Raw genomic sequence first — 15,657 nt, 5'->3', positions numbered from 1 at the left:
CTACTCCTTTATTGCCGTCATATAAATTTCCGAAAAGTTTTGTTCCTGCTCAACGTCTATTTCCTTCCTTTTCATCAGTTCGAGGATCGCAAGGAATGTAACGACAATATGTTCTTTATCCGATTCAGGAAACAATTCAAAAAATCTTTTCCTTGTCCCGCTTTTTTTCAGGAAGCTGAGGACCTCGTCCATTCTTTTTTCTATAGAAATCTCCTGGCGGGCAATTTTGGTTGATAGCGGCCTTTGCAATTTCTTCCTTCGCAAAAGCTTTTGAAATGCGCCCAGCATATCATATAAAGAAATATCGAGATCGGCATTATCACTCTTTGTTTCTTTAGTGAATTCCGTCAGGTCGCTTGGAGGCTTTGTATACATAAGCCCGCGTTCCTCTTCCAGCGATTTCAGATCACTTGCCGCCTCTTTGAATTTTTTATATTCAATCAATCTCTCCACGAGTTCATTTCGGGGATCATCATCCTGTTCAAACTCAAAGTCATCCTCAAGCTCTTCTTCATGTTTAGGGAGGAGCATTTTACTCTTGATTGCCAACAGCGTTGCCGCCATAACAAGATATTCACTGGCAACATCCAGCTGCAATTCTTTCATTGCATGTATATACATTAAATACTGTTCTGTTATTTCCGCTACAGGTATATCATAAATATCGATTTCCAATCGATTGATCAAGTGCAGAAGTAAATCCAATGGGCCTTCGAAGGCCTCAATTTTCACATTATATTGCATTATTACCCACCAAAATTCCAATATTGAACTGCATCATTATATAAGTATAGTTGATTAACATCAGGTTATCCATTAGAAATTTCCAATGATAATTAACAAGTTCGTTTGTAAATAGGACATTAGCCCAAACCAATCATTTCATGAATGCATATGCTGACAGTGTAGATTAGGCGATATTACTATCAGGAGGTAATGTAAATGTCAGATAAAAAATGCCATGGGCACGGAACAGGTTTTGCTTTGATCGTTGTGCTTTTCATTTTGCTAATCATCGTCGGTGCAGCCTGGCTGTAAGCTTCATTCCGACTGTAAATTAAACGGACTATCAAGAAGCCCGGCATTAGCCGGGCATTTCTTTTTCCCTCAGCAAAAATTCAGTTTTATTCAGCAACTAATTTAATGAAGATGTAAAATGTGCTAAGCTATTGTTACTTGATTGGGGGGTTTTTCATGACTAAATATCCAAAATCCTATATACAATATCTCGCCCATTTCCATGGAGACAGAGATTACTTTGAGTGCCATGAAATCCTTGAGGAATACTGGAAGGCTACTGATGCAGGCAACAAGAAATCAATCTGGGTCGCAATGATCCTTCTGGCAGTATCCAACTACCATTATCGCCGCAATAATTTTGCCGGAGCAGCAAGAACTCTTGAAAAAGCGATGGGCATTTTTTCTGATGGAGAGAATAATCTGCTGCGTATAGGAATTAATCCAGCCGAACTTAAACTAGCATTAAAAAAACGCAAAAAATGCCTATTGAATAATGTTCCCTATTCAAGTATTAATCTCCCTATTTCCGATCCTGAATTGATGAAGCTCTGCCAGGAAGAATGTAAGCAAAATGGTTTTAAATGGGGCGCGAAAAGTGACCTTGAAGATCATGAATTAATTCACAGGCATTCTTCAAGAGATCGAAGCGATGTCATCGCCGACCGCAAGCTGGCACTTGAGGAGAGAAAGAAACTCTAATATAGCGAATTTGATTTAACTTTCGAAGATGTTAACCATGAAAATTTTTAGAGAGTGGACATCAAACATTTGCAAACAAAAAAGGCAGTGGAATTCAACAACCACTGCCTTCTGCGTTATTTCGTTCCTGGGTGCACTTTTCAAAGAAAGCCAAAGTTTCTTCATTTGCTGCCGCTGACCAATCAGGAAACATCTCCTGCAATCCATTAACCATGGATCTGCCAATCCCCTGATGCCGGTGAGAAGGATTTACCGAGATATGCTGAAACTGCATGATTTTATGGTCTGTGAAGTTAACACCCAACAGTCCGATGATATCCTCGCCTTCCTTCCATAAGAAAAGCTGCCAGGAATCGTCTGTTTCGTAATTCTTCATCGTTTGCTGAAGTTTTTTCAAATCTTTTTCATTTGGCATGAACGATAGCAATCCCATTGCAATCTTTTCAAATGCCTTTTTATATCGAATTAACATAGATATCCCTCATTGTGGTTTGACAGTAATAATGGAATGATAACAAAACCATTTTTTCCATTTTTCTTATAACTTAAACCTTTTGTAAAAGCACTTCTAAACAGCATTTTGATATTATATGAAATTTAGCCGTGCCACGTTCGTATGAAGTTTGATTGATAATATCATACATAATCCGCAAAGATTCTTCAAACAATTCCCTGCTAACTTATTGTCCAGGAACGATAAAATACCAGTAGTAAGCGCCCCATAAAACAGACATCAATAATAATAACACAAATAATAGCCAGTTGTTCTTTTTCATACCGGAATCCCTCCCAATCTGTAATTCTACAATAAGACCCGGTTTTAGGCCAACTTTACATTGGCCTGCCTTTTTAGAAGACAAAAAAAGCTGCGGCAGAGCAGCTTAATTCTTCACTTTTTCTTTAAAGGGCAAATCCAGTTTCACCATGTCCTCGAATGTTTCACGGCGGACGACCAAAGTATCCTGGGAATCCTCAAGGAACACTACTGCTGGCCGAGGCAAGCGGTTATAATTGTTTGCCATAGAATACCCGTATGCACCTGTGCAGAAAACTGCGAGTAAGTCCTCGTCACCCGATTTTGGAAGCGGAAGGTCCCAGATCAGCATATCACCGGATTCACAGCATTTGCCGGCAATGGACACTGTTTCTTCCGGCTGGTCCATCACCCGGTTAGCAAGTACAGCCTCATACTTTGCCTGATACAGAGCAGGACGTATATTATCACTCATACCTCCATCAACCGCTACATACTGGCGTACATTCGGCACATCCTTTCTTGAACCAATCCTGTACAGAGTGGTACCGGCGTCGCCTACAAGTGAACGGCCGGGTTCGATCCATATTTCCGGCATTCCCATCGAATAATGGTTAGTTTGTTTTTTCACTTCGGCAATGATTTCTTCAACATATTGCGCTGCAGGTATTGGATCATCTTCATTCGTGTAGCGGATTCCAAAACCTCCACCCAGATTCAAGACCTTTGACTCATAGGATAAATCCTCTTTCCATTGATGCAGCTTTTCAAAAATCTTTTGGGCAGCCAAAATGAATCCAGTTGTTTCAAAAATTTGTGAACCAATGTGACAATGCAGTCCGAGAACATCGATATATTGATCTTCCATAGCAATTTGAATTGCCTTATCGGCCTGTCCGTTCTGTAAATCAAATCCGAATTTGGAATCCTCCTGGCCGGTTAGGATATAGTCATGGGTATGGGCCTCGATACCAGGTGTCACCCGCAAAAGCACCTTTATGGCCGTGTCCTTTTCTTTGCAAATATCCTTAAGCATTTCTAATTCATAGAAGTTATCGACTACAATACAGCCAATATTATTCTCGAGTGCCATGTTCAGTTCTTCACGGCTTTTATTGTTCCCGTGAAAATGGATTTTCTCTGTTGGGAAACCAGCAGCAAGCGCTGTATACAGTTCCCCTCCGGATACGACGTCAAGCGAGAGGTTTTCCTCCTCTGCTAACTGGACCATCGCTACAGTTGAAAAAGCTTTGCTCGCATATGCTACCTGTGCAGTAATTCCCGCATTGTCAAATGTTCGTTTAAACGCTCTTGCCCGTTCCCTGATCAAAGCAACGTCATAAACATATAGCGGGGTTCCATATTTTTCAGCCATCTGGACTGTATCGACTCCGCCGATTTCCAAATGCCCCAGTCGATTAACCTTTGAAGTACCTTGAAATTCCATGTTGTCCCCCTCATCCCTTGGCAAAAATATTTGTGAGTATTGAAAACAACCCTTTGTTATTTTCATGTAAAAACCTTAAGCGAATCTTAATTGCTAAAATAATTTGAAAAATGATAAATGAATAAAAGACAGTTCATCCAGCGAACTGTCTATTTTATTTTTTTATAGAACTTATGTGGAAATATTTTGGCACTTTAAGTCTTTAGTAAATTAAAAACACTTTACCATAATCTGAGGGAACGTGCAATTGTAATTTAGCCATGTTTTTTAAGGCTGCTTGACTCGATTTCTAGCATGGACGATGCTTGGGCGGATTTTCGATCCTGGCACAGCCCTCCTGATTGCAATCTGCATGAATGCGACAGGATGAAAAGGAATGAATGGCCATAGATATGGTGTATTCAATGATTTAATATTGGCCAAAAGAAGCAGCCATACAGTTGCCCCACCGACGAAGCCAGGTACATGGAACAATGCAGTCGAAATCAAAAGGAATACCCTTCCGATCTTATTTGCAATACTTAGCTCATAGCTTGGGGTCGCATATGTTCCAATTGCGGCAACTGCGACATAAAGTATGACTTCCGGTACAAATAAACCTACATCAATTGCGATTTGACCAATCAATACTGCCGCAATCAGACCCATTGCAGTTGATAGTGGTGTCGGAGTATGGATGGCAGCCATCCTCAGGAATTCGATGCCGCCATCCGCAAGCATGATCTGAAGGAAAATCGGGATATTCGAATCTTCATTTGGTCCGATAAACGATATTTTTTCTGGAAGCAAGTCAGGGTTCTGGACAAGTAAGTACCATAATGGCAAAAGCAACAGGGATGCAAGTACTCCAAGGAAACGTATCCACCTGACCATTGTTCCGACTCCAGGAGACTGCCGGTATTCTTCTGCATGCTGGAGATGGTGGAAATAGGTAGTTGGCGTAATGATTACACTAGGCGACGTATCCACATAAATCAAAACGTGGCCCTCAAGCAAATGAGTCGCTGCAACATCGGCACGTTCAGTGTACCTTACAAGCGGATAAGGATTGTAGCCCTGTTTGACAAGGAATTCTTCTATGGTCTTGTCCGCCATTGTAATCCCGTCTATTTTAATTGAATTCAATTCCTTTTTTATAACCCTAATCATATCGGGATTGGCAATATCCTTAATATATCCAATCGCAACATCTGCCTTTGATCGTTCTCCAACCTTCATCATTTCAAAGCGAAGGTTTTCGTCCCTGATCCTCCGTCTTGTCAATGCGGTATTGACGATAATATTTTCTACAAACCCGTCTCGGGAACCACGGACAACCTTCTCTGTATCAGGTTCCTGGGGCTGTCTTCCAGGATAGCTCCTGACATCTACTACTAATCCTGTTCCTTCCCCTTCTACCAAAATGACAATCAGGCCTGAAAGCACCTGGTCGACGAGTTCATCCATCGTTTTGATTTTTTGTACCGATTGATGGGTGATCCTGTTTTCTACAATCATTTGCAGATGGGTTGACAGCTTCTCGTTATCATTTATGTCGACCAGCTCTTCTACGATATGAACTATGAATTGAGTATCACACAATCCGTTGACATAATAGAAATGCACATCTTTTTTTAGGATTTTCAGCTTCCTGACACCAAGATCAAAACTATCTCCCAGCCCTACGCGTTCCTTCATATATTTCTCTGCTGCATCCAATGATTCTGGAATCGGCAGCATATCATTCTTCTTTGGCATAGAACCCGCTCCTTTCAAGGATGATTTCCACTGCTTTTTTCGTAATCGGCGCACCTCGCTCATAATGGTCATGGCGGGCCATTTTGCCTATATCCCCAATCCCGATGATTAGCGGTACATTAAGTGTATCGAGACAATAAACAGTATCGCCGTTGATTCTCCCCATCTCCAATTCCGGGAGGCCGTGCTTATCCACACCATATGGGGTGAGCTCTCCATCCCTATCAATACAAAAGTCAACCCTGCTCCATTCCGCCATATGTGTCTTCGAAGCTACCGCGATTACTCCAAGCACATTAATGTCTTTATGCTCGGCGACATACTTCAGTGCTTTTTCACCTGCGCCTTCTCCGAGGAAGCCGCTATCATCAAACATGACTAAAACTGGATCATTGGCAGCTTTCTTGATCAATTTGACAAGATGCGGCCCTGAAAGGACGGAAGGATTGCCGTGGGAGTGAGAAATGCAACGCCCGCCAACATCTGCAGCCACACGTTCTACTGCTCGGCGGGCATAATCATCGCCATCTGTAATTAAGATTACATTCCTTTTCTCGGCCATTGGCTGCCGTCCTTTCTGATCTTTCATTTTTTATCGTCCTACAAAATAGATCCAATGGAATAAGGAGCCAAAGACTTTTCCCAGTACTATCGCCATCAGCAAATTCTCTAGTTTGTCATCAACCCTGACTCTTTTTGCAAGGATCGGCAGTACGTTGAGGACTTCTGTTAATGCCGCAGCAAGCATGCCGACAAAAACCCCTCCTGCAAGGCCCAAGGGTATCGTAACGTACGGCGGGAAATTCAGGATTGGGTCCCTCAAGCTTCCAGCAGTGCCCAATAACGCCCCTAGAACCACTGCCCATTCATACCAGGAAATCATTTTCATCGTTTTAGTAAGCTGCGTAAGCCTTGGAATCACACCAAGCACAGCCAAAAATGCAACGAATCCCGAACCTACTGCAAGCCCGCTTGCTAGTCCTACCAGCATGATGAATATGATACTAATGGTCATCTATGTGCTTAACGCTTTCTTTGTTTTCATGCAGTATTACATATTGGTCTAGAGATTGCTGGTAGTTGAACATTTCGACCTCTAACGGGCTTGGTTCTTCATTAAGCCTTTTCTTGAATACGTGATTAAAAAACAAGATCATACCAACCCCGATCCCAATAGAATAAGGAATCTGGAACATCAGGGGTTTCTCGACGTTCTTGCCTGTCATGATGAAATAAAGCCTTTCATGGACGCTTTGCATGCTGACGTCCTCGTGAAAATTCATTATGGTAAGCGCTGCCCCAAAGAATAATAAAAACCAGACAAGGATAAAGAATGGGATCGACATCCCTTTTTTCTTATAGATCACTTCAATGATCGTTTGCGGCGGTCCTACCGCCTGCACTTCATAACCTGGAAAAATGCCAGTGATAAACTTAATAACCTTCATGACATCAATGATGTGGATATGGTCCTTAGGTGTAACCTTCAGAACCTGGAGCATCGTCAGTTTTTCATAAATTTCCTCACCTGCGATGATCTGCGCTATATCCTTTAACGAAAGGGATTCCTCAGGCTTGACCTGGACACGATTTCGCATACGGATATAAATCGTTTTTTCCATCAGATTCACTTCCAACACATTGTTTTCCTCGTATATTTAGTATGTATACCTGGGATATTTTCATGAAGTCCAATAATTGGTTAAGTTGACAGGCTGCATTGATTGTTATTTTTCCAATATCTAGATACTTTAGGGGCTAGTACGCTTTATTGGTGACCACTTTATCCATATTATTACTTTTTCAGGCGCCAACCAGCTCCATTGGTGACCGCCTTTACCAAATTCTTGCTTTTTCGGGCGCCAATCAGCTCCATTGGTGACCGCCTTTTCCAAATTCTTGCTTTTTCGGGCGCCAATCAGCTCCATTGGGGACCGCTTTTTCCAGATTCTTGCTTTTTCGGTCGCCAATCAGTTCCATTGGCGACCTCTTTTTCCATATTTTTGCTTTTTCGGGCGCTAATCAGCTCCATTGGCGACCTCTTTTTCCATAATCTTGATCTTCCCGGGCGCTAATCAGCTCCATTGGCGACCTCTTTTTCCATAATCTTGATCTTCCGGGCGCTAATCAGCTCCATTGGTGACCTCTTTTTCCATAATCTTGATTTTCCGGGCGCTAATTATCTCCATTGGTGAAGCTCTTTTTCCATAATCTTGATTTTCCGGGCGCCAACCAGCTCCATTAGCGACCTCTTTTTCCAGATTCTGCTTTATTCTGGTGCCAATCAGTCCATTGGGGACCGCTTTTTCCATAATCTTGATTTTCTGGGCGCCAATCAGTTCCATTTGGACCGCTTTTTCCATAATCTTGATTTTCCGTGCGCCAACCAACTCTATTCTTACATCCATTTCCACCAATTTGCACCTCCTCAGCCTTTTATCACAATGTACTGTTGTTTAGGGGGTAACATAAAAAAAGCCCTATGGATTAAATATCCATACGGCCTTTCATTTGCTGCAGTATTTTCTTTTCGAGGCGTGACACCTGGACCTGGGAAATTCCGAGCCGAAGTGCGACTTCCGATTGGGTCTGGTCTTTATAGTATCTTAAATACACAATCAGTTTTTCCCGTTCATCCAGTTCGTTTATCGCCTCTTTTAAAGCGATTTTATCGAACCAGCGCCCTTCTTCCCCATTGTCGATCTGGTCCAGTAGGGTGATCGGGTCTCCGTCATTTTCGTATACTGTTTCATGGATGGAAGCCGGGGTACGGCTTGCTTCCTGTGCCATGATGACATCTTCGGGAGAAAGTTCGAGAAATTCGGCTATTTCATTGACAGTCGGCACTCTGCCGAGTGTTTTTGATAGCTCGTCTTTTGCTTTCCTGATTTTATTGCCTGTTTCTTTTAATGACCTGCTCACTTTCACGGTCCCATCATCTCTGATGAAACGCTGTATTTCACCAATGATCATCGGAACAGCATACGTTGAAAACTTCACGTCATATGACAGGTCAAATTTATCAACTGATTTCAAGAGGCCGATACTGCCAATCTGGAACAGGTCGTCTGGTTCATATCCCCTGTTGAGGAAGCGCTGGACGACAGACCACACAAGCCGCATGTTTTTCTGGACAATCAAATCCCGAGCGGCCTGATCTCCCTGCTGGCTTCTCAAAATCAGTTCTTTGACTTCATGGTCCTTAAGATACGTTTGGCTATTATCCTTTTTTACCTCCACATCCATAGGCAGAACTCCCTTAATTGCACAGCGCTTTGCTCTTTGACAGGTGCTTTTTCAAACGAATCTCTGTCCCAAAGCCGGGCTCTGATCTCACTTGTACTTCGTCCATGAAATTTTCCATAATCGTAAAGCCCATACCGGACCTTTCAAGCTCAGGCTTAGATGTATAAAGAGGCTGCATAGCTTCATCAATATCAGGAATTCCGATTCCTTCATCTTTGATCAGCATTTCTACCATACCATCCTCCAGCACAACTGAAATGAACACTTTGCCATCCGGATTGTTTTCATATCCATGGATGATCGCGTTCGTTACCGCTTCGGATACAACCGTCTTGATTTCAGTCAATTCGTCCATCGTAGGGTCCAGCTGAGCAATGAACGCAGCGACCGTTACACGGGCAAAAGATTCGTTTTGGCTTAACGCGCTAAAATGAAGATTCATCTCATTCTTCATGGATCAAGCAACCCCCAATCTCTCTAATGCATATTCCTCCGTCGGTTCTAGACGGATGATCTTGAATAAGCCCGACATATCAAATAATCTTTTGATTGGCGGAGAGATTGCACAAACGACCATTTCTCCATGAAGCTGTTTGATTTGTTTATATCTTCCTAAAACTACACCCAATCCCGAACTATCCATAAAGGTGAGGTGTTCGAGGTTCAAGACAATGTGGCGGACTTCTTCGTTCTCAAGGGCTTTTGTTGCCTGCTCGCGAAGCTGGTCTGCTGTATGATGGTCCAATTCACCGCTAACTCGAATACACAAGACATCATGCTTCACTTCCATATCAATGTTAAGACTCACTATCCAAAGCCTCCTTATCTGGTATAGTGAGTCAAATTCTCCATTCTTGCAGGCAAATCCTTCTTCAGAACAAAACTAGTGCCATTTCGCTAAAACTAGATGGAATGGCAGTACTTTCGACAAATAAAAGTACAAAACAACAGAAAACAATGTTATTTTTGACTGCCGGCACGGGTAAACATGCCAAAGGAACGTTTGTATAAGATCCACCAGCCTGCTTTTTCGACTGACTGGTCAGCGACTAGTGGTGTTTCAGCCAATGTCTTGCCATTCTTCACAAGCTTTAGCGTTCCTACTTTATCGCCCTTTTCGACTGGTGCTTTCAAGCTTTTATCCAAGGTGATTTTCTGTTTCACATCCTTTACATCTTCACCTTTTTTAGTAAGGAGGGAGACACTCTCGGAAGTAACAGCATTGATTGTTTTCTTGTCACCCTTACTGATGGCTGCCTTTCCCAGCGGGTGGCCTTTTTTGAACATCGGATGTGTCTGGTATTGACTGAAAGCATAATCGAGCATCTTCGTTACCTGCGCATTCCTCGCTTTGGACGTAGGTGCTCCAAATACGACAGCAATCGCACGCATGCCATCCTTCTGTGCTGTTGCGGTCAGGCAGTACTTCGCCTCATTGGTAAATCCTGTTTTTAATCCGTCAACACCTGGGTAAAAACGGACAAGCTTATTTGTATTCACCAGCCAGAATTTCTTCTCAGTATCCTCACGCAGATAGTCTTCGTATGTTCCGGTAAATTTCGTGATTTTTTCATATTTCAACAATTCTTTCGCCATCATAGCCATGTCATATGCAGAGCTGTAATGGCCATCGACTGGCAAACCTGTGGTATTTTTAAAAACAGTGTTTTTCAAGCCAAGTTCTTTGACTTTATCATTCATCATCTTTACAAACGCTTCTTCTGATCCGCCAATGCGCTCCGCCATTGCAACGGAAGCATTGTTACCAGAGCCAATGGCAATTCCCTTCAGCATTTGTTCTACCGTCATCTCTTCTCCAGGCTCCAGGAAAATCTGAGATCCACCCATGGATGCTGCATATTCACTTGCACGGACTTTATCGTCCATTTTCAGTCTTCCTTCATCAAGCGCTTCCATAATCAAAAGCATTGTCATGATTTTCGTCATACTTGCAGGCGGCAGCTTTTCATGGCTGTTCTTATCAAAGAGAACTTCACCTGTATCACGTTCAATCAGAATGGCAGAACTAGAATCGTTCGCCAGTCCAGCGCCCCCTTCATTGGCATATCCTTTCGGGGATATAACAGCGGCACCCATAATAAAAACAAGCAATAAACTCGTTAACTTTTTTAGATTCATGGCCATAACCCTCCTATCTTTATAGGGTTTATTTTTTCCAAGGAATCCAATTTTATACAGACTAGGGATATAAAACCCTCTTTTTTGCAAATAAAAAAGCGAAGAGTCTCCTCTTCGCTTTGCTGCTTCATAATTATTCGGTAATTTCTTCGTGAACCAAAATTGGCGCGTCGACATGTGCGCTAGAAATCTTGATGTTTTCATAGAGCATTTCTTTGACTTCAGATACGTCCTCGAAATTACTGTAAATCGTTAATAGCGACTCGCCTTTCTCAACCTTATCGCCAATCTTTTTACGGAGCATCAATCCTACTGCCAAATCGATTTCTGATTCCTTCGTTGCTCTTCCTGCACCAAGAAGCATTGCCGCTGTTCCTACTTCATCGGCTACGATTTCTGAAACATAACCTGCTTCTGTCGCTTCAAGCTCGAATGTGTACTTTGCCTGAGGCAGCTTGCCTGGATCATCCACAACAGAAGCATCTCCGCCTTGTGAGGCGAGGAATACCTTGAAAGTTTCGAGAGCAGTACCGTTCTTGATCACTTCTTCAAGCTTGCTTCGAGCTTCTCCCAGTGACTCTGCCTTACCAGCAAGGAAGACCATGTGGCTTCCAAGTGTCAGGCACAGCTCTGTCAAATCTTCAGGACCCTCGCCCTTCAATGTATCGATTGCTTCTTTTACCTCTAATGCATTACCAATTGCAAACCCGAGCGGCTGGCTCATATCGGAAATGACAGCCATCGTCCTGCGGCCGACATTGTTTCCGATTCTAACCATTGCTTTTGCCAGTTCACGTGAATCATCCAGCGTTTTCATGAAAGCCCCTGCTCCAGTTTTAACGTCAAGAACAATAGCATCGGCGCCTGCTGCGATTTTCTTGCTCATGATGGAGCTTGCGATCAATGGAATGCTGTCTACAGTGGCAGTTACGTCACGCAATGAATAAAGCTTCTTATCAGCCGGAGTTAAATTTCCGCTTTGGCCGATTACCGCAATTTTATTTTTATTTACGAGATTGATGAATTCCTCATTGTCAATTTCGACATGGAATCCCTCAACTGCCTCAAGCTTATCGATTGTTCCGCCAGTGTGGCCAAGTCCACGACCCGACATTTTTGCGACTGGAACACCTAGAGCTGCTACCAATGGCCCTAATACAAGTGTCGTAGTATCACCAACACCGCCTGTAGAGTGTTTGTCTACTTTTACACCTTCAATAGCCGAAAGGTCAATCTGGTCACCAGACTTAACCATTGCCATTGTAAGGTCAGCGCGTTCTTTTTCTGTCATTCCCTGAAAGAAAATCGCCATTGTCAGCGCACTTACCTGGTAATCAGGAATTGCGCCTTCTGTATAGCCATCAATAAAAAATTGAATTTCTTCAGTTGATAATTCATGTCCGTCACGTTTTTTCTCAATAACGTCAACCATTCTCATCATTATCACCACTTATCATTATTTAGCTGGAGCTATAATTTACTTTTCACCTAATTTTTTTACAATTTCATTTACTAGTAACAGGAAGCTGGATTTCACTTTTTCAGTTGTTTCAATTACTTCATCATGGCTTAATGGCTGGTCGAGTATTCCTGCTGCCATATTGGAGATGCAGGAGATTCCGAGTACTTCCAAACCTGAATGTCTTGCAACAATGACTTCAGGGACTGTGGACATCCCTACTGCGTCCCCGCCCAATGTACGAGCCAGTCTTACTTCTGCAGGTGTTTCATAGACCGGTCCAGGATTGCCGACATAAACACCTTCTTTGAGTTTGATGCTGCACTTGTCAGCAACTTCTTTAGCAACAGCTCTTAAATTCTTAGAATAAGCCTCGCTCATATCAGGGAAACGGACGCCAAAACGTGAATCATTTGGCCCAATCAAAGGATTCGTTCCCATATTGTTGATATGGTCAGTGATAATCATCAAGTCACCAGCCTCGAAGCTTTCGTTCACACCGCCCGCAGCGTTCGTAACGATCAATTTTTCGATTCCCAGCTCTTTCATTACTCGTACCGGGAATGTGACTTTATCCATGCTGTATCCTTCATAATAGTGGAAACGGCCCTGCATGGCGATGACTTCAACACCGCTAAGTTGTCCGCAAACCAGCTGGCCGGCATGGCCTTCTACAGTGGAAACAGGAAAACCTGGGATTTCGTTATATGGAATCTTAACAGGATTTTGAATATCTTCAGCCAGGACACCAAGACCTGATCCAAGAATCAGACCTATTTTCGGCTGTTGTTTAAGCTTGTCATTAATGAAAGATGCTGCAGTTTGAATTTGATTATAGTCCATTTATTCCACTCCTTAATTCAGTTCCTTGAGGAAGCTAGTGCCGTGTTCAGGCATTTTCACATTAAAGTTTTCCGCAACTGTAGCGCCGATATCAGCGAAGGTTTTGCGGACTGGCAATTCTTTTCCTTCATTCATTCCTTTTGAATAAACAAGGAGCGGCACATATTCACGAGTGTGGTCCGTTCCGTAATGGACAGGGTCATTTCCATGGTCAGCCGTGATGATGAGCAAGTCATCTTCCTTTAATTTCGAGAAGACTTCAGTCAGTCGTGCATCGTATTCTTCAAGCGCCTTTCCGTACCCTTCAGGATCGCGGCGGTGTCCAAATAAAGCATCAAAATCCACAAGGTTCAAAAAGCTTAATCCGGTGAAGTCCTGGTCCAATGTCTGTAGCAATTTATCCATTCCGTCCATATTCGAGATGGTGCGAAGTGATTCTGTTACTCCTTCACCATCATAAATATCAGAGATTTTCCCAATTGCCAGCACATCAAGTCCAGCATCCTTCAATTCGTTCATTACCGTCCTGCCAAATGGCTTCAAAGCATAATCATGTCGATTTGAAGTCCGCTTGAAATTGCCCGGTTCACCAAGGAATGGCCTTGCAATTACTCGGCCTACCATATATTTCTCGTCTAGGGTCAATTCCCTTGCGATTTTACAAATATCATAAAGCTCTTCAATAGGCACGATTTCTTCATGAGCAGCAATCTGCAGAACTGAATCAGCAGAAGTATACACAATCAACGAACCTGTCTTCATGTGCTCTTCGCCAAGCTCATCAAGGATTTCAGTACCGCTTGCTGGTTTGTTTCCGATTACTTTTCTGCCAGTCTTTGCTTCTAGTTCAGAAATCAATTCATCCGGAAAGCCATCCGGGAAAACCTGAAATGGAGTCTGGATATTCAGGCCCATGATCTCCCAGTGTCCTGTCATCGTATCCTTACCATTGGATGCTTCTTCCATCTTTGTATAGTAGGCCAATGGCTTCTGTGCTGGCGAAATCCCTTTGATTTCCTCAATATTGCTAAGTCCGAGACTGCCCATATTAGGCATTTTCAGCCCATTCATTCTATCAGCGATATGTCCTAGAGTATGGGACCCTTTATCACCAAATTTTTCTGCATCTGGTGCTTCACCGATCCCCACAGAGTCCATGACGACCAAAAACACCCGCTTATATGTATGCGACATTCTTTCTCCTCCTTAAAAGTTGAATGCGTAACCTGTGTATTTACAATTTTATGTTACCCTTTTTTGTTTAGGATAATCTGATGCTTGCGTTTTCATTTGTCAGAAGTCTGACATCTTCATTGTACTAAATATCTCTAAAAACACAAGAAAAAAAGCCGGTTTTTATCCCGGCTTTTTGACAATTCTATGAATCAATTATTATTCTTTTTCGTATCAGGTTATATCAAGCTCGCGGATGGAACTTTGTGTATACGTCCTTCAGCCTCGTTTTTGTCACATGTGTATAAATTTGGGTTGTTGAAATATCAGCATGGCCAAGCATTTCCTGTACTGCACGAAGGTCTGCCCCATTTTCAAGAAGATGGGTGGCAAAAGAATGGCGCATCGTATGCGGAGTCAATTCCTTTTCGATTCCGGCTTCTAGTGCCAGACGTTTTAAAATCTTCCAAAAACCCTGTCGCGACAAACTTTTTCCATGATGATTCAAAAATAATGTGTCATCACGGTGTTTCTTGGATACGAGCTTCGGCCGGCCTTTTTCAAGATACTGTTCGATCGCATCTGATGCCGTTTTTCCAATTGGTATAATCCGTTCCTTGCTTCCTTTTCCCATACAGCGGACAAAGCCCATTGTCAAATGTACATCAGACAGCTTGAGTCCGATCAGCTCACTGACCCTGATACCAGTTGCATACATCATTTCAAGCATGGCCTTATCCCGATATCCGAAATGGTCTGTTAGCTTTGGACTTTCAAGGAGTGTTTCGACTTCTTCCATGCTGAGAACTTTAGGCAATGATCGTTCATGCTGTGGGCTCTCAATGTGCACAGTCGGATCATGTTCAACTGCTTTTTCACGCAGCAAGAAGTGATGAAACGCGCGGATTGAAGCAATATGCCGTGCAAGAGTTTTTGAAGATTTGCCCGAGTCTTTCAAGTGGCTTAGGAAATGGACGATTTGCGGACGCTGTACTGAATTCAATTCTGCAAGCTGTTCCACATTTTTCAAATAAGTGATGTAGCTGTTCAAATCCCGTTTATACGAAACAATTGTATTCTTTGAAAGTCCTTTTTCTACTACTAAAAAGTGGATAAAATCATCGAGCCTGTCTTCCATTT

Annotated in this window: 18 protein-coding genes; 2 read left to right on the top strand and 16 right to left on the bottom strand. The window is 42.7% G+C overall.

The features are described 5' to 3' along the window. Nucleotides 1–744 (bottom strand): segregation/condensation protein A, encoded by a 744-nt coding sequence (locus ACXAEA_RS08825; protein ID WP_475095524.1) that lies wholly within the window; start codon nt 742–744, stop codon nt 1–3. A gap of 198 nt (nt 745–942) precedes the next feature. Between ACXAEA_RS08825 and ACXAEA_RS08820 the strand changes: the two genes are divergently transcribed. Beyond that, nucleotides 943–1,038 carry a YjcZ family sporulation protein gene (locus tag ACXAEA_RS08820; RefSeq protein ID WP_475095523.1) on the top strand — a complete coding sequence of 32 codons (96 nt, stop codon included), beginning with the start codon at nt 943–945 and terminating at the stop codon, nt 1,036–1,038. A gap of 156 nt (nt 1,039–1,194) precedes the next feature. After that, nucleotides 1,195–1,719 carry a DUF309 domain-containing protein gene (locus tag ACXAEA_RS08815; protein WP_475095522.1) on the top strand — a complete coding sequence of 175 codons (525 nt, stop codon included), beginning with the start codon at nt 1,195–1,197 and terminating at the stop codon, nt 1,717–1,719. A gap of 94 nt (nt 1,720–1,813) precedes the next feature. Here the strand turns inward: ACXAEA_RS08815 and ACXAEA_RS08810 are convergent, their stop codons facing one another. The 15 genes from ACXAEA_RS08810 to xerD all read right to left on the bottom strand — a co-directional run bounded on the left by ACXAEA_RS08810 (nt 1,814) and on the right by xerD (nt 15,655). After that, nucleotides 1,814–2,191, bottom strand: coding sequence for a GNAT family N-acetyltransferase (locus ACXAEA_RS08810; RefSeq protein ID WP_475095521.1), 378 nt, complete (start codon nt 2,189–2,191; stop codon nt 1,814–1,816). 409 nt (nt 2,192–2,600) lie between these two features. After that, nucleotides 2,601–3,920, bottom strand: coding sequence for a diaminopimelate decarboxylase (lysA, locus tag ACXAEA_RS08805; protein ID WP_475095520.1), 1,320 nt, complete (start codon nt 3,918–3,920; stop codon nt 2,601–2,603). Between the two features lie 267 nt (nt 3,921–4,187). Then, nucleotides 4,188–5,657 carry a spore germination protein gene (locus ACXAEA_RS08800; protein ID WP_475095519.1) on the bottom strand — a complete coding sequence of 490 codons (1,470 nt, stop codon included), beginning with the start codon at nt 5,655–5,657 and terminating at the stop codon, nt 4,188–4,190. After that, complete coding sequence (spoVAEA, locus tag ACXAEA_RS08795) at nt 5,641–6,219, bottom strand: stage V sporulation protein SpoVABEA (RefSeq protein WP_475098086.1); 579 nt, start codon at nt 6,217–6,219, stop codon at nt 5,641–5,643. The genes ACXAEA_RS08800 and spoVAEA overlap by 17 nt, the downstream gene beginning before the upstream one ends. A 30-nt stretch (nt 6,220–6,249) precedes the next feature. Next, nucleotides 6,250–6,672, bottom strand: coding sequence for a stage V sporulation protein AB (locus ACXAEA_RS08790; RefSeq protein ID WP_475095518.1), 423 nt, complete (start codon nt 6,670–6,672; stop codon nt 6,250–6,252). Next, entirely contained in the window at nt 6,662–7,279 is a 618-nt protein-coding gene (locus ACXAEA_RS08785) for a stage V sporulation protein AA (RefSeq protein ID WP_475095517.1), read from the bottom strand. Before ACXAEA_RS08785 ends, ACXAEA_RS08790 begins: the two co-directional genes overlap by 11 nt. A 501-nt stretch (nt 7,280–7,780) precedes the next feature. Beyond that, nucleotides 7,781–8,071 carry a hypothetical protein gene (locus tag ACXAEA_RS08780; protein ID WP_475095516.1) on the bottom strand — a complete coding sequence of 97 codons (291 nt, stop codon included), beginning with the start codon at nt 8,069–8,071 and terminating at the stop codon, nt 7,781–7,783. 73 nt (nt 8,072–8,144) lie between these two features. Further along, the gene (gene sigF / locus ACXAEA_RS08775) at nt 8,145–8,903 is read right to left on the bottom strand and encodes an RNA polymerase sporulation sigma factor SigF (RefSeq protein WP_475095515.1); all 759 of its coding nucleotides are present in this window, start codon (nt 8,901–8,903) and stop codon (nt 8,145–8,147) included. 13 nt (nt 8,904–8,916) lie between these two features. Further along, nucleotides 8,917–9,357, bottom strand: a complete 441-nt coding sequence (gene spoIIAB / locus ACXAEA_RS08770; protein WP_475095514.1) for an anti-sigma F factor — start codon at nt 9,355–9,357, stop codon at nt 8,917–8,919. 3 nt (nt 9,358–9,360) lie between these two features. Further along, nucleotides 9,361–9,711, bottom strand: coding sequence for an anti-sigma F factor antagonist (gene spoIIAA, locus ACXAEA_RS08765; protein WP_475095513.1), 351 nt, complete (start codon nt 9,709–9,711; stop codon nt 9,361–9,363). 152 nt (nt 9,712–9,863) lie between these two features. After that, nucleotides 9,864–11,042 carry a D-alanyl-D-alanine carboxypeptidase family protein gene (locus ACXAEA_RS08760; RefSeq protein WP_475095512.1) on the bottom strand — a complete coding sequence of 393 codons (1,179 nt, stop codon included), beginning with the start codon at nt 11,040–11,042 and terminating at the stop codon, nt 9,864–9,866. Nucleotides 11,043–11,175: 133 nt separating this feature from the next. Next, nucleotides 11,176–12,480 (bottom strand): pyrimidine-nucleoside phosphorylase, encoded by a 1,305-nt coding sequence (locus ACXAEA_RS08755; RefSeq protein ID WP_475098085.1) that lies wholly within the window; start codon nt 12,478–12,480, stop codon nt 11,176–11,178. A 39-nt stretch (nt 12,481–12,519) separates the two neighbouring features. Beyond that, entirely contained in the window at nt 12,520–13,344 is an 825-nt protein-coding gene (locus ACXAEA_RS08750) for a purine-nucleoside phosphorylase (RefSeq protein ID WP_475095511.1), read from the bottom strand. A gap of 12 nt (nt 13,345–13,356) precedes the next feature. After that, on the bottom strand, nt 13,357–14,538 hold the full coding sequence (gene deoB / locus ACXAEA_RS08745; protein ID WP_475095510.1) for a phosphopentomutase: 1,182 nt from the start codon (nt 14,536–14,538) through the stop codon (nt 13,357–13,359). Between the two features lie 223 nt (nt 14,539–14,761). Beyond that, a complete protein-coding gene (gene xerD, locus ACXAEA_RS08740; protein WP_475095509.1) occupies nt 14,762–15,655 on the bottom strand; it encodes a site-specific tyrosine recombinase XerD in 894 nt (297 codons plus the stop codon). Between the last annotated feature and the right edge of the window lie 2 nt (nt 15,656–15,657).

This window comes from Mesobacillus sp. ABV4_180 (assembly GCF_056158485.1).
This window is presented reverse-complemented; position numbering and strand designations above follow the sequence as displayed.

Bases quoted from the DNA above. Each gene is read 5' to 3' on its own strand.
- ACXAEA_RS08825 (WP_475095524.1), bottom strand. From the start codon at position 744: ATGCAATATAATGTGAAAATTGAGGCCTTCGAAGGCCCATTGGATTTA.
- ACXAEA_RS08820 (WP_475095523.1), top strand. From the start codon at position 943: ATGTCAGATAAAAAATGCCATGGGCACGGAACAGGTTTTGCTTTGATC.
- ACXAEA_RS08815 (WP_475095522.1), top strand. From the start codon at position 1,195: ATGACTAAATATCCAAAATCCTATATACAATATCTCGCCCATTTCCAT.
- ACXAEA_RS08810 (WP_475095521.1), bottom strand. From the start codon at position 2,191: ATGTTAATTCGATATAAAAAGGCATTTGAAAAGATTGCAATGGGATTG.
- lysA (WP_475095520.1), bottom strand. From the start codon at position 3,920: ATGGAATTTCAAGGTACTTCAAAGGTTAATCGACTGGGGCATTTGGAA.
- ACXAEA_RS08800 (WP_475095519.1), bottom strand. From the start codon at position 5,657: ATGCCAAAGAAGAATGATATGCTGCCGATTCCAGAATCATTGGATGCA.
- spoVAEA (WP_475098086.1), bottom strand. From the start codon at position 6,219: ATGGCCGAGAAAAGGAATGTAATCTTAATTACAGATGGCGATGATTAT.
- ACXAEA_RS08790 (WP_475095518.1), bottom strand. From the start codon at position 6,672: ATGACCATTAGTATCATATTCATCATGCTGGTAGGACTAGCAAGCGGG.
- ACXAEA_RS08785 (WP_475095517.1), bottom strand. From the start codon at position 7,279: ATGGAAAAAACGATTTATATCCGTATGCGAAATCGTGTCCAGGTCAAG.
- sigF (WP_475095515.1), bottom strand. From the start codon at position 8,903: ATGGATGTGGAGGTAAAAAAGGATAATAGCCAAACGTATCTTAAGGAC.
- spoIIAB (WP_475095514.1), bottom strand. From the start codon at position 9,357: ATGAAGAATGAGATGAATCTTCATTTTAGCGCGTTAAGCCAAAACGAA.
- ACXAEA_RS08760 (WP_475095512.1), bottom strand. From the start codon at position 11,042: ATGAATCTAAAAAAGTTAACGAGTTTATTGCTTGTTTTTATTATGGGT.
- ACXAEA_RS08755 (WP_475098085.1), bottom strand. From the start codon at position 12,480: ATGAGAATGGTTGACGTTATTGAGAAAAAACGTGACGGACATGAATTA.
- ACXAEA_RS08750 (WP_475095511.1), bottom strand. From the start codon at position 13,344: ATGGACTATAATCAAATTCAAACTGCAGCATCTTTCATTAATGACAAG.
- deoB (WP_475095510.1), bottom strand. From the start codon at position 14,538: ATGTCGCATACATATAAGCGGGTGTTTTTGGTCGTCATGGACTCTGTG.
- xerD (WP_475095509.1), bottom strand. From the start codon at position 15,655: ATGGAAGACAGGCTCGATGATTTTATCCACTTTTTAGTAGTAGAAAAA.